This window comes from Nocardioides salsibiostraticola, assembly GCF_054783655.1.
In genome coordinates this window covers 146984-159146 of the sequence record NZ_BAAGQD010000026.1, presented here as the reverse complement: position 1 = coordinate 159146, position 12163 = coordinate 146984, and the positions used below count along the sequence as shown (strand labels likewise).

General features: G+C 66.7%; 13 protein-coding genes. 9 read left to right on the top strand and 4 right to left on the bottom strand.

Going from position 1 to position 12163, the window contains the following annotated elements; genetic code table 11:
* The first annotated feature begins 132 nt into the window (after nt 1-132).
* Complete coding sequence (locus ACYVLV_RS15305; protein WP_460812214.1) at nt 133-2703, top strand: replicative DNA helicase; 2571 nt, start codon at nt 133-135, stop codon at nt 2701-2703.
* Between the two features lie 98 nt (nt 2704-2801).
* On the opposite strand, the gene ACYVLV_RS15300 is transcribed toward ACYVLV_RS15305, so the two are convergent.
* Nucleotides 2802-3164, bottom strand: coding sequence for a hypothetical protein (locus tag ACYVLV_RS15300; RefSeq protein WP_460811275.1), 363 nt, complete (start codon nt 3162-3164; stop codon nt 2802-2804).
* 252 nt (nt 3165-3416) lie between these two features.
* On the opposite strand from ACYVLV_RS15300, the gene ACYVLV_RS15295 reads away from it, so the two are divergent.
* From ACYVLV_RS15295 to ACYVLV_RS15285, 3 genes are all read left to right on the top strand, one after another.
* The gene (locus tag ACYVLV_RS15295; protein WP_460811273.1) at nt 3417-3878 is read left to right on the top strand and encodes a hypothetical protein; all 462 of its coding nucleotides are present in this window, start codon (nt 3417-3419) and stop codon (nt 3876-3878) included.
* A gap of 109 nt (nt 3879-3987) precedes the next feature.
* Nucleotides 3988-4839, top strand: coding sequence for a sigma-70 family RNA polymerase sigma factor (locus tag ACYVLV_RS15290; RefSeq protein WP_460811271.1), 852 nt, complete (start codon nt 3988-3990; stop codon nt 4837-4839).
* 31 nt (nt 4840-4870) lie between these two features.
* Nucleotides 4871-5107, top strand: coding sequence for a DUF1059 domain-containing protein (locus ACYVLV_RS15285; RefSeq protein WP_460811269.1), 237 nt, complete (start codon nt 4871-4873; stop codon nt 5105-5107).
* Between the two features lie 17 nt (nt 5108-5124).
* Here ACYVLV_RS15285 and ACYVLV_RS15280 read toward each other — a convergent pair whose 3' ends face one another.
* Nucleotides 5125-6405, bottom strand: a complete 1281-nt coding sequence (locus ACYVLV_RS15280) for a glutaminase (RefSeq protein WP_460811267.1) — start codon at nt 6403-6405, stop codon at nt 5125-5127.
* A 121-nt stretch (nt 6406-6526) separates the two neighbouring features.
* Here ACYVLV_RS15280 and ACYVLV_RS15275 point away from each other — a divergent pair, with 121 nt between their 5' ends.
* Complete coding sequence (locus ACYVLV_RS15275; protein WP_460811265.1) at nt 6527-6694, top strand: hypothetical protein; 168 nt, start codon at nt 6527-6529, stop codon at nt 6692-6694.
* Nucleotides 6691-7317, top strand: a complete 627-nt coding sequence (locus tag ACYVLV_RS15270) for a maleylpyruvate isomerase family mycothiol-dependent enzyme (RefSeq protein ID WP_460811263.1) — start codon at nt 6691-6693, stop codon at nt 7315-7317. Before ACYVLV_RS15275 ends, ACYVLV_RS15270 begins: the two co-directional genes overlap by 4 nt.
* Before the next feature lie 87 nt (nt 7318-7404).
* Here the strand turns inward: ACYVLV_RS15270 and ACYVLV_RS15265 are convergent, their stop codons facing one another.
* The gene (locus ACYVLV_RS15265) at nt 7405-7863 is read right to left on the bottom strand and encodes an SRPBCC family protein (RefSeq protein ID WP_460811261.1); all 459 of its coding nucleotides are present in this window, start codon (nt 7861-7863) and stop codon (nt 7405-7407) included.
* 171 nt (nt 7864-8034) lie between these two features.
* On the opposite strand from ACYVLV_RS15265, the gene ACYVLV_RS15260 reads away from it, so the two are divergent.
* Both ACYVLV_RS15260 and ACYVLV_RS15255 read left to right on the top strand, forming a co-directional pair.
* The gene (locus ACYVLV_RS15260) at nt 8035-9258 is read left to right on the top strand and encodes a mechanosensitive ion channel (protein ID WP_460811260.1); all 1224 of its coding nucleotides are present in this window, start codon (nt 8035-8037) and stop codon (nt 9256-9258) included.
* 91 nt (nt 9259-9349) lie between these two features.
* Nucleotides 9350-9874 (top strand): peroxiredoxin-like family protein, encoded by a 525-nt coding sequence (locus tag ACYVLV_RS15255; protein ID WP_460811259.1) that lies wholly within the window; start codon nt 9350-9352, stop codon nt 9872-9874.
* On the opposite strand, the gene ACYVLV_RS15250 is transcribed toward ACYVLV_RS15255, so the two are convergent.
* A complete protein-coding gene (locus ACYVLV_RS15250) occupies nt 9850-11352 on the bottom strand; it encodes a flavin-containing monooxygenase (RefSeq protein WP_460811256.1) in 1503 nt (500 codons plus the stop codon). The two genes, ACYVLV_RS15255 and ACYVLV_RS15250, sit on opposite strands and share 25 nt — an antisense overlap.
* Before the next feature lie 104 nt (nt 11353-11456).
* Between ACYVLV_RS15250 and ACYVLV_RS15245 the strand changes: the two genes are divergently transcribed.
* Complete coding sequence (locus ACYVLV_RS15245; protein ID WP_460811255.1) at nt 11457-12146, top strand: TetR/AcrR family transcriptional regulator; 690 nt, start codon at nt 11457-11459, stop codon at nt 12144-12146.
* Nucleotides 12147-12163: the final 17 nt, after the last annotated feature.

Here is a 12163-nt window from a genome sequence, read left to right as displayed (position 1 = left end):
ACCGAATCCGACTCCGCCGGACCGAGCTTCCCCGACGAGCCACCCCCCTACGAGGACTGGAACGACGGTCCCGCCGCCTACGCACCCGGTGACGCCCCGCGCTCCGCCGGGGATCGGACCCCGCCGCAGGACATGGCCGCGGAGCAGTCGGTGATCGGCTCGATGCTGATCTCGAAGGACGCCGTCGCGACGGTGTCCGAGGCGCTGCGGGGGATCGACTTCTACCGGCCCTCACACGAGACCATCCATGACGCGATCATCGACCTGTTCGGCCGCGGGGAACCGGTCGACATGATCACGGTCGCCGCCGAGTTACAGCGCCGCGGTGAGCTCCAGAAGATCGGCGGGGCGCCGTACCTCCACACCCTGGCCGCCAACGTCCCGATCGCGGCGAACGCCGAGTTCTACGCCCAGATCGTCCGCGACAAGGCGATCCTGCGGCGTCTCGTCGACGCCGGCACCAAGATCGCCCAGATCGGGTACGCCGGTGAGGGTCACGTCGACGACATCGTCGACCGAGCGCAGGCGGAGGTCTACCAGATCGCCGACGGCAAGTCGAAGGAGGACTACGCCCCCCTGTCGGCCTTCATGGACCAGGTCCTCGACGAGATCGAGGCCATCGGGAACCGCGAGTCGGGGCTCTACGGCGTGCCCACCGGCTTCGCCGACCTCGACGACCTGACCAACGGTCTGCACGCAGGTCAGATGATCATCGTCGCGGCGCGTCCCGCCATGGGGAAATCGACTCTCGCGCTCGACCTGTGCCGGGCGGCGTCGATCCACAACAACCTGACCAGCTGCTTCTTCAGTCTGGAAATGACGCGCTCCGAGATCACCATGCGACTGCTCTCGGCCGAGGGCCGGATCCCGCTGAACCACATTCGCAACGGAAAGCTCAGCGACGACGACTGGGCGAAGCTGGCCCGCAAGATGGGCGAGGTCTCCTCGGCTCCCATGTTCATCGACGACTCCCCGAACATGACGATGATGGAGATCCGGGCCAAGGCACGTCGCCTCAAGCAGCGCCACGACCTCAAGCTCATCGTGATCGACTACATGCAGCTGATGACTTCGGGCCGCAAGGTCGAGTCCCGTCAGCTCGAGGTCTCGGAGTTCTCCCGGCAGATCAAGCTGTTGGCCAAGGAACTCGAAGTCCCGATCATCGCCTTGTCGCAACTGAACCGTGGTCCCGAGCAGCGAGGCGACAAGCGCCCGATGATGAGCGACCTTCGTGAGTCCGGCTGTCTCAGTGCCGACACCCGACTGATGCGCGCCGACACCAACGCCGAGATCACGCTCGGTGAACTGATGGAGTCCGGTGCCAAAGATGTCCCGGTGTGGTCCTTGGACGACCGGCTGAAGTTGGTGCCCAGAACTCTCACCCACGCGTTCCCGTCGGGGACCAAGCCGGTCTTCGATCTGACCCTGACCTCGGGGCGACGCATCCGTGCGACCGCGAACCACAAGTTTCTGACGCACGAGGGCTGGATGCCGTTGTCCGAGCTCCCCGTCGGGTCTCGCATCGGCTCCGTCCGGCACGTGCCGCCGCCGCTGGAGACGGTGCGCGGCAACGACGACGAGATCGTGCTGCTCGCCCACATGCTCGGCGACGGGTCGTTCGTGAAGCGTCAGCCGATCCGCTACGCCAGCGTGGACGACGCCAACCTGTCCGCGGTCGGTGAGGCCGCTTCCCGTCGTTTCGGGATCACCCCGAAGCGTGACGACTACCCCGCCGCGCGGGTCACCACGCTGCGTCTGCCGGCGCCGTTTCACCTGACTCACGGACGCCGCAATCCGATCGCCGCCTGGCTGGACGAAAGTTCGCTGTTCGGTCTGCGAAGCCACGAGAAGTTCGTTCCAGACTGGGTGTTCGCTCTGCCCAAGGATCAGGTCGCTCTGTTCGTACGCCACATCTGGGCCACCGACGGGTCGGTCGGCTACGACGAGAAGCGTCGCATCGGCCGTGTCTACTACGCCTCGACCAGTCGGCGCCTCGTCGACGACCTGGCGCGTCTCCTCCTTCGCCACAACGTGTTCACTCGGATCAAGCGCGTGCGCAAGGAGGGTTACCGCGACGGCTTCCATCTCTGTATTTACGGCGTGGAGAACCAGCTCCGGTTTCTCGACGAAATCGGCGTGCACGGGGCTCGCGGGGAGAAGGCGAGGGTTCTCGCGAAGCACCTGCGCGACGTCGTACCCAACACGAACGTGGACACGATCCCTCAGGAGGTGTGGGGCAAGGTCCGGACCGTTCTGTCCGAGCAGGACATGACGCACCGAAAGTTCGCCACAGCGATGGGCACCCAGTTCTGTGGCTCGACCATGTGGAAGCACTCTCCTAGCCGGCAACGGCTCGCCAAGGTGGCCGCCGTCCTCGACGACGCCGACCTGGAAATCCTGGCGACCAACGACGTGTTCTGGGACGCGGTGGCCTCCGTCGAGCCTGCCGGAGAAGAGCCCGTCTACGACGCGACGGTGATGGGCACCCACAACTTCGTCGTCGAGGGGATCGCCGCCCACAACAGCCTGGAACAAGACGCGGACATGGTCATCCTGCTCCATCGCGACGACGCCTACGAGAAGGAGTCCACCCGCCCCGGTGAGGCGGACCTGATCGTGGCCAAGCACCGTAACGGCGCGACGCGCGACATCACCGTGGCCTTCCAGGGGCACTACTCACGCTTCGTGGATATGGCCCACTGAGGCGGGCCCGATGCGACGATCGGCGAATCTGAGTTTGAATTATCCGCCGGGCGTTCCTTGATTTCGACGGCCAGTGGCAAGGGGCCGTTGGGGTGTGCTCACATGGAGAGGGTAGGCAGGAACAGGAACGAGCCGCCGAGGGCGATGAGCGCGATGGACCCGAAGGCGAAGACGGCCAGCGTAAGGGCCGCGCGAGGTGCCCGGACCCGCAGGAACAGACCCAATCCTGCCAGAAGGGCGGCAAAGACGCCGGGCACGGCCACGATGACCGCCATGACGTATCCGAGACCGGCCAGGCTCTCGTCCCCGCCGGGTTCCGGGACATAGGTGGCGGTCATGTAGGTGAAGAAGGCCGCGAGTCCGAGGAGCGCGAGTGCACCCAGGAGGGCGAAGGAGGCCAGCCAGGTGACGGGGCGCGTGTTGATGTCGGCGGTGGCGGGGCGCTCATGCAGCGTGCTCATGCGAACATCACGTCCACGTGTGTGACGAAGATTTCCATGAAGCCGATCGAGGGGGCGCCCAGGGTCTGTGTCATGTCTCTATCGTCGGCGAAGCGTGGCCGCAGCGAATCGGTACAGATACTCAGGTCCGACCCTTCAATATGCGGAGGCGTTCACGCCCACGACCGCACTTGAGAGTTTGGGTTGAGGCCTTTCGATGCGATCCGAATCGTGAAACGGTCTAGCCCGTTACGAATCGCAGAGGAGGACTCGATGACCATTCCTGACGCGACCCCGCATGGGCCGCACGAGAAGCTGTCCGTCTTTCTGGGGGACTGGCACGCCGAAGGCACCTCGTACGGCGGGGAGGACCAGTCGATGGCAAACCCCCACGCCGGACAAGCGCCGTGGCGAAGCGTTCACTCGGCGCGCTGGCACTCAGGCAACTACTTCGTCGTCCAGGAGGAGCGGGCGGATGGGCCGTTCGACACGTTGAGCCTGATGGGCTGGGACGCCGACGCCGGGCGCTACTTCCTGCGCTCGGTGGAGAATCACGGCTTCGCCCGTGACTACACCCTGACGCTGGATGGCAATGAATGGACGCTGACCGGCGAGCACGAGCGAGCGACCTTTCGATTCAGTGAGGACGGCCGAACCCAGGAGGTGTCGTGGGAGTGGAAACCCGACGACGACTGGTTGCCTCTGTGCGACCGCACCGCTCATCGCATCAACTGACACCTCGATCACGCTGGCCGTCGGGGAGGGCGTCCAGAGGACTCCGGTCACAACCAGCACCGGTAGTGCGTCACTCCTAGAAGACGACGAGCCAGTTGGGAGTAGGACGGTGGATCAGACCGCGGCCTTCGAAGCCGAACGACCACGCTTGCGGGGGCTCGCCGCCCGCATCCTGGGCGACCCCATCGAGGCCGAGGACATCGTGCAGCAGGCGTGGCTCCGGCTGGACAGAACCGATGCTTCGATCGAGGAGCTACCGGCCTGGCTGACCACGGTGACCTCCCGTCTGTGCCTGGATCGGCTTCGCAAGCGGACACCGGTTCCCGCTGCTGCGGTCGACGAGGTCGGCCCGGGCGACTCGGTCGACCTGAGCCCGGACCCCGTCGAGGACGTCCTCCTCGCCGAGGCCGTGGGAGCGGCGCTGCACCTTGTGCTGGACCGACTCAACCCCCGGGAACGGGTGGCGTTCGTGCTCCACGACAGTTTCGGTGTCGATTTCGACACCATCGCCAGCGTCCTCGACACGTCCCCGGAGGCAGCACGCAAGCTCGCGTCCAGAGCGCGGGCGAAGGTGCGGCTGCCGCCGGACGAGAACAGCGCGGCTTCGTCAGCGGTGGTGGACGCCTTCCTGGCCGCTGCCCGAGAGGGTGACTTCACCCGCCTTCTGGAACTGCTCGCCCCGGACGCGGTCATCGTCGGCGATCCGGCCGCGGTTCTGGTCGGCACACCCGCCGAGATCAGGGGGCAGCGCGAGGTGGCGACCTTCTTCAACGGGGCGGCAGCAGCCGCCCTGCCCGTGACCATCGCGGATCGACCCGGTGCGGCGTGGTTCCACCGTGGAGAACCCAGGGTCGCCTTCGACTTCACCGTCACTGACGGTGTGGTCGCACGCATCGACTTCCGGGCCGACCCCGCAGTCCTGGCCCTGATCGGGCGTCGTACGGACACGACCCGACCCTGACCATCACCACTCGCCAAAGAGAAGAGAACCCATGAAGACCATGACCTGCCGCGACCTCGGAGGCCCCTGCGACCTGAAACTGCGCGGAGACTCCGCCGACGAGATCATCAAGGCGCAGGACCGCCACCTCAAGGAGGCCGTGGCCGCCGATGACAGCGCCCACGAGGCAGCGCACAAGGAGATGAAGGGCCGCTGGCGGCACCCCAAGAAGTCGATGGGGTGGTACTCCGCGACCAAGAAGGCCTACGCCGAGCTGCCCGAAAGCTGACAGGCGGCGCGGACGGCTCAGTCCAGTGAGGCGACCTCGTCGACGCTCTGCACCACGGCGGGCCGCACCCCGGCTCCACAGTCGGGTTCGGGCAACACGTGCTCGGGGTCCGCGACGGTCACGTGGTGACCGTCCTGGGTCAACCGCAGGATCATCTCGAGCAGCATCCGCCGCGCAACTTCGTTGACGCTGTGCACGCGGCTCAGGTCCAGCACCACCTCGTGGGCCAGGCCCTCCGCCTCGGCGAGGTCCCGGGCGAACCGCTCGGCGCCGGCGAACTGCAGCGAGCCGAGCAGCGAGTAGATCGTCGCCGCCCCACCGTCGGCGTGTTCACCCGAGCGCATCCGACGGATGGCCGACCGGGCAGGCTGCGGCGGATCCATCATGTGCATCCCCATGTCCTCGGACAGGCGTCGACACACCTCGACCCCGCGGACGCTGCTTCCGTGTTGGTCCAGGCGGGGGGAGAAGGCGGCGATCCCGAGCTGCCCCGGGAGGGCGCCGATGATGCCCCCGGACACCCCGCTCTTGGCCGGGATACCGACCGTGGATATCCAGTCACCGGCCGAGTCGTACATGCCACAGGTCGCCATCACGCTGAGCACCTGCCGCACCACCCAACGGTCCACGACCTGCTCCTCGGTCAGCGGGTGCACCCCACCGTTGGCCAGGGTCGCCGTCATCAGGGCCAGGTCCCGGCTCGTGACCCGGATCGAGCACTGCCGCGTGTAGGCGGCCACCACGTCCTTGGGGTCCTCGCTGATGGAGTCGCGGCTGCGCAGCATGTTAGCGATGGCGTAGTTGCGGAACGCGGTCATCTTCTCGGACTGGTACGCCGCCTCATCGACCTCCAAGGGCCGACCGGCGAAGGCGGACAGACCCGCCAGGATCCGGTCACTGCGCTCGGCGAGCGAACAGTCGCCACCGACCAATGTGTGGGTGACGATGGCGCCGGCGTTGATCATCGGATTGAGCGGTCGCCCGGACGCCTTCTCCAGAGACAGCTCGTTGAACGCCTCGCCCGACGGTTCCACATCGACCTTCTCCAGGACCGCGGCCAGTCCACGGTCGGCCAACGCGAGGGCGTAGACGAAGGGCTTCGAGATCGACTGGATGGTGAAGCAGTCGTCCGCGTCACCCGCGCCGTAGACCGCGCCGTCCACCGTCGCCAGGACCACGCCCAGGCGATCGGGGTCGACGCCAGCCAACTCGGGAATGTAGTCGGCCACGGCACCGCTGGTGTCGGAACCGCAGGCTCCGAGGACCTCGGTCAGGTAGTCGGGAATCAACGCACGCATCCCAGCAGCATGACGCCCGAACTCCACCCGGAGCCAATCGGTTGTCCGACCACCGATCATTGCGACCCGTCGCGTTGGTCTACCTTCTCGTCAACGGTCAGCACTTAGGAAGGCAACCCACATGGGCACCATCAAGGTCAGGGAGTTCATCACCCTGGACGGCGACATCGGCGTACCGACGTTCACCTTCGACTTTCCCTCCCCCCTATGCGCACTGCCGGCGACCTTCACCCTGACGCACGCGGAGAAGTTCGACAACGGCGTCCTGCACCTGAGCTACGCGTCATGAGCTCGAGTGAGATCTGGTCGGTGGTCCACGCGGAGCGAGCCGCACTGATCAGTGACCTCGAGGGCCTCGCACCAGAACAGTGGGACACGCCTTCACTGTGTGAGGGCTGGACCGTGCACGACGTCGCCGCTCACCTGGTCGACTCCGCCCGGACGACGAGGATCGGGTTCCTCGTCGCCTTGGCCGCATCTCGCTTCGACTTCGACCGGCTCAACCAGCGCGGTGTTGATCGTGAGCGAGGCGAGGACCCCTCGGCGACGCTGACCCGGCTTCGCCAAGTGGCGGGTCGCACCAGCACTCCGCCGGCCTCGCTCGACACGCGCGTGGTGGAAGAGATCGTGCACGGAGAAGACATCCGGCGACCACTCGGTATCCACCGTGATTACCCGATCGATGCCGTGATCAGGGCGCTCAGACTGCAAGCCCGGACACCCGCGTCGTTCGGCGGTGCCAAGGAGTTGCTGGGCCGAGTCCGCCTGCAGGCCACCGACGCAGACCTCGCGCTGGGTGCCGGCCCCCTGGTGGAAGGGCCGGTGCTTGCGATGCTCCTGGTGGCCTCGGGCCGTCGATCCGCCGTGGACGAGCTCCGCGGCGAGGGTCTGGACGCATTTCAAGAGGCATAGTCAGCCCCGCGGACCTGGACCACCCCGGTTCTACGCGGGTGGTTCCGCGCGCCGGAGCAACTATGCCTGTTGAAATACGGTCGGGCGCTACTGCTCCGCGATCTTCTTGATCGCCGCGAGGGTCTGCGGGATGCCTTCGTAGGCCGCCCGGGTTCGGATCTCGATCTCCTCCTGGGCGCGGTCCCCGAACTTCTCGCGGAACATAGCCAGTCCACCGGGGAGGAACTCCCACTCCTCGGTGAGTTCGGTGCCCCCCTCTGCGGGGCTCATCCGGTATCCCCAGCGCACCAGATTGCCGCCGACCTGCCAGGCGAACTCGACGCCCGGCTCGGCCACCACGACCTGGGACCTCGTCTCCCACTCCCGCTCCGGGGTCACGTTGCGACCGGTGAACCACGCCCCCATCTGGGGGCCGGCGCCGTCCTCCCAGGAGCACGAGACGCAGATAGGGCTCCACTCCCCGGTGCGTCCGATGTTCGTCACGAGGTCGTAGAGCTCGGTCGGGGTCGCGTCGATCTGGATCGACTGCGCGTGGGTCATGTCCATGCCCGGGAGCCTAATGGGGCCCGACACAGGACGCCCCTCGTCGGGCGGCACCGTCCGTAAATGTGGACAGACTGTCGAGAGATTTAACCGTATTCATCCTCACGGGTGGTGGTTTCGTCGGGCGCCTCGTGGTGATCTGTGAAGGTCCCGCACACAACGGAAGGCTCGGCTATGAACATCGACAACTTCGACCTGGAGGGCATCGCGACGCAAGTGGTCGGTGCCGTGGTGATCCTCCTGGTGACCTGGATCCTCGCTCGTGTCGTCAAGACGGTCCTGACCAAGGGCCTCGGGAAGGTGTCCTTCCTCCAGAGCAGGGGTGAGGACGGGGAGAACCTCGCCGCCTCGCTCGGGACCATCGCCTCGCTGGTGATCTGGCTCCACGGTCTGATCGCCATCCTCAACGTGTTCCAGCTGACCGAGGTCGTCGCTCCGTTGCAGAACATGCTCAACCAGGGGCTAGCGGTCCTCCCGGGGATCATCGGTGCGGCCCTGGTCTTCTTCGTGGGCTACGTGCTGGCCAAGATCGTCCGGGAGATCGTCGAGATCGCCCTGCAGTCCGCCGGGGCGGACCACTGGCTCTCCCAGGCCGACGCCAGCGCCACCACCGACACCGGGGGCGACAACCCGGCGCCGATGAAGCTCTCCAAGATCGCCGGCCAGGTCGTGTTCGCCCTGATCCTCATCGTCATCTCGATCTCCGCACTGCAGGTGCTCGGCATCCGCGCGATCTCCGAACCGGCTACCGAGATGCTGTCGCTGATCCTGAACACCCTGCCGCTGATCATCGCGGCCGCCATCCTGCTGGGCCTGGGCTACTTGATCGCTCGCTTCGTGGCCCCAGTGCTCGAGAACGCCCTGCGCGGCCTCGGCACCGACCGCTCGATGAACGAACTCGGCGTGACCTCCGGGAGCACCAGCGCGTCGGCGTTGATCAGTCGCGGCGTGCAGGTGGCCATCATGTTGTTCTTCGCCGTCGCGGCGACGCGGGTCCTGGGTTTCCCCGAGATCACCCGCATCCTCGAGACCGTCCTGGAGATCGGTGGCCGCGTCGTCTTCGGTGGCGCGGTCATCGCCGCTGGTGTCCTGATCGCGACCATCCTCAGCCGCCTGGCCTCCGGTCAGACCGCGGTGATCATCCGGTACGCCACCATCGCGCTCTTCGTCGCTATCGGCCTGCAGTTCATGGGGCTGGCCGACATGATCATCACCCTGGCCTTCGGCTCGATCGTGATCGGTGGTGCTCTCGCGGCGGCCATCGCCTTCGGTCTGGGAGGACGCGACGCAGCCGCCCGTCAGCTCGAGCGGATGCAGTCGCGCCAAGCCAGCAGCACCACCCCGACCAGCCCCAGCGCCGGCACCACACCGTCCTACGGGAGTGACCCGCTGGGCTGACCGCCCGACGTGACCCGCGGCGTCGTACGTCCTTTTCGAGGACGTACGACGCCGCTGGAACATCTGAGGAACCCGTGCGGTTATGCCTCCCATGACTTTGACACCTAACGCCCAGACGCCCCAGCTCGCGCTGCCGCTCACCGCGGGGGGGACCACCGACGACCTCAAGCTCGGAGCCGGAGTCGACGGCCGCTTCACCCTCGTGGTCTTCTTCCGTGGCCTGCACTGCCCGGTCTGCCGCAAGCAGCTCGGCGAGCTCGACCGCAAGCTCGACGACCTCGCCGAGGCGGGGATCGGCCGCGTGGTCGCGGTCAGCATGGAGACCCCCGAGCGCAGCACTGAGCTCGTCGATTCCTGGAAGTTGGAGAACCTCTCCGTCGCGCACAGCCTCACCGAGGCGTCCGCACGGGAGTGGGGGCTCTACATCTCGACCGCCATCAACGACGGCGAGCCCGACCTCTTCAACGAGCCCGGCATGTTCGTGCTGGACTCCGACGGCTCCCTGTTCTGGAGCAGCGTCGCCTCGATGCCGTTCGGTCGACCGGCCCTCGACGACGTGATCGCCGGGCTGAAGTTCGCCCAGAAGAACGACTACCCGGCTCGCGGAGCCGCCTGACCGAAGGCGTAGGACTCCAGGGGAAAGGTGCTGGCGGCCCGATAGGCGTTCCACGTCGACGTCGGGCGTAACAGCGTCGCCTCCCCGTGTTGGTTGAAGTAGTAACTGTTCGCCGTGGCGCACGAGCCCAGGGTGAAGATCGAGTGCCCGACCCGGTCGCTCATCCGATCCAGGAACTCGGCGTTGGCCTGCTCGGTCACCTCGAAGGTGTCGGCGCCACGGCGATCCAACTCGCCGAAGAGCCGGTCCATGTGCCGCATCTGTGACTCGATGGTGGTGAAGTAGGACAGTCCCGAGTAGGAGTAGGGGCTGTTCAACGAGACGAAGTTCGGGAAGCCGGGTACGGCGATCCCCTCGAAGGCCTGGAAGCGGCCCTCCCGCCAGAATCGGCCCAGATCGACGCCGTCACGACCGGTGATACTGATGGCCGGGAAGTTCGCCTCCCACAGGTCGAAGCCGGTCGCGAGAACCAAGACGTCGAGATCGGTCCGCTCCCCATCGGCGGTGACGATGCCGCCCGCGTCGACGTGGACGATCGAGGTCGTCTCGAGGTGGACGTGAGGCTGGGTGAAGGTCGGGTAGTAGGTGTTGCTGAAGGTCGGCCGCTTGCATCCGAAGGTGTAGTCCGGGGTCAGCTGCTCCCGCAGCGTCAGGTCCTTCACCTGCCGCCGCAGGTGCCGACGGCACATCCGTTCCGCGCCTGCGTTGACCACCGGCAGCTGGTCGTAGTGCAACACCCCGGAGACCATCATCGTCTCAAGGAGCGCCGTACCCCCGACGCGCACCGCGCGCTGCAGCAACGGCACCTTCTCGAAGGCCGACCGGGCCGCCTTCGGCACCGGCAGGTCCGGTTTGGGGGCCACCCAGATCGGGGTGCGCTGGTAGACGGTCAGATCGCCGGCGACCTTCGCAAGCTCTGGGATCAGCTGTACGGCGGTCGCCCCGGTCCCGATGATGCCAACCCGTTTGCCCGTCAGATCGATGTCGTCGTCCCAACGGGTGGTGTGCACGACGGTGCCGGCGAAGGACTCGATGCCGGGGATGTCGGGCAGCTTGGGCTGCGAGAGGAAGCCGGTCGCCGTGAGCAGGAAACGCGCCGAGAGCACCTCTCCGGCGGTGGTGGTGACCCGCCACACGGAGCCCGACTCGTCCCAGACGGCCGCCTCCACGGTGGTGTTGAAGCGCATGTGGCGGCGCAGGTCGTAGGAGTCGGCCACCCGGGCGGCATAGGCCTTCAGCTCGGCCCCCGGAGCGAAGAGCCGGGTCCAGTGCGGATTGGGCTCGAAGGAGTAGGAGTAGGTCGAGGACGGGATGTCCACGGCCAGACCCGGGTAGTGGTTCACATGCCAGGTGCCGCCGAGGTCGGACTCGCGCTCGAGGATGACCAGGTCGTCGTACCCCAGACGGCGCATCTGGATCGCGGCCCCGATCCCGCCGAATCCGGCTCCGATGATCAGGGCGTCGTGAAGGGTGTCCATGGGGTCGACGGGAGGCTCCTGGGGGGTGCGCGCGGGGGTCGGAATCTTATGTCAGTTTCGGAATCCTATGTCACTTCTCAGGCGCGAACTCTAGACTCCACGAGGTGAACGCAGCAGCAAAACCACCGTCCCGGTCGCAGCTCCGTAAGTCGGCGTTGCGCCAAGAGATCGTCGACGCGGCCTTCGACGCCTTCGCCGAGCAGGGCTATCACGCCACCTCCATCGCTGACATCGCTCAGCGACTCGGCATCGGCCACGGAACGTTCTACCGCTACTTCAAGAACAAGCGGGACATCATCGAGCACGTGATCGATGGCCTGGTCGACGAGCTTCTCGAGACCCTCGCCGAGGACAACGCCCCGGAGGCCGTCACCACCCTGGAGGGGTACCGCTCCCAGTCCGTGCGCATCGGGGGAGCACTCGCGAAACTCTTCGGAGGCGACCCTCGGGTGCCACGTCTCCTGTTGTTCGAGGCACCCGGCGTCGACGCGGCCCTGCGCGAACGGGTGTTGGACTTCCTGGACTCCGCAGCCGACCTGACCGCCGCCTACCTCACCCACGGCATCGAGCACGGCTACCTACGAGCTGGCCTCGACGTACAGAACACGGCCCGGGCCCTGAACGGGATGATCCTCGGCGGCGTGGTGCACGGGGTCCGCCAGTGTGACCTCGAGGCTCAACAGGCGATGACGAAGGCCATCCAGAGCGTGATGTACGACGGGATCTCGGCTCCGCGGGCGCAGGACGCCCCCTCGGATCCCGGCTCGGACCCCGGCTCGGAACCCGTCGGATGACGGTGAAGTTGCGGACC

Coding starts and splice junctions, on each gene's coding strand:
- ACYVLV_RS15305 (WP_460812214.1), top strand. CDS start 133: ATGGCCGCGGAGCAGTCGGTGATCGGCTCGATGCTGATCTCGAAGGAC.
- ACYVLV_RS15300 (WP_460811275.1), bottom strand. CDS start 3,164: ATGAGCACGCTGCATGAGCGCCCCGCCACCGCCGACATCAACACGCGC.
- ACYVLV_RS15295 (WP_460811273.1), top strand. CDS start 3,417: ATGACCATTCCTGACGCGACCCCGCATGGGCCGCACGAGAAGCTGTCC.
- ACYVLV_RS15285 (WP_460811269.1), top strand. CDS start 4,871: ATGAAGACCATGACCTGCCGCGACCTCGGAGGCCCCTGCGACCTGAAA.
- ACYVLV_RS15280 (WP_460811267.1), bottom strand. CDS start 6,405: ATGCGTGCGTTGATTCCCGACTACCTGACCGAGGTCCTCGGAGCCTGC.
- ACYVLV_RS15275 (WP_460811265.1), top strand. CDS start 6,527: ATGGGCACCATCAAGGTCAGGGAGTTCATCACCCTGGACGGCGACATC.
- ACYVLV_RS15270 (WP_460811263.1), top strand. CDS start 6,691: ATGAGCTCGAGTGAGATCTGGTCGGTGGTCCACGCGGAGCGAGCCGCA.
- ACYVLV_RS15265 (WP_460811261.1), bottom strand. CDS start 7,863: ATGGACATGACCCACGCGCAGTCGATCCAGATCGACGCGACCCCGACC.
- ACYVLV_RS15260 (WP_460811260.1), top strand. CDS start 8,035: ATGAACATCGACAACTTCGACCTGGAGGGCATCGCGACGCAAGTGGTC.
- ACYVLV_RS15255 (WP_460811259.1), top strand. CDS start 9,350: ATGACTTTGACACCTAACGCCCAGACGCCCCAGCTCGCGCTGCCGCTC.
- ACYVLV_RS15250 (WP_460811256.1), bottom strand. CDS start 11,352: ATGGACACCCTTCACGACGCCCTGATCATCGGAGCCGGATTCGGCGGG.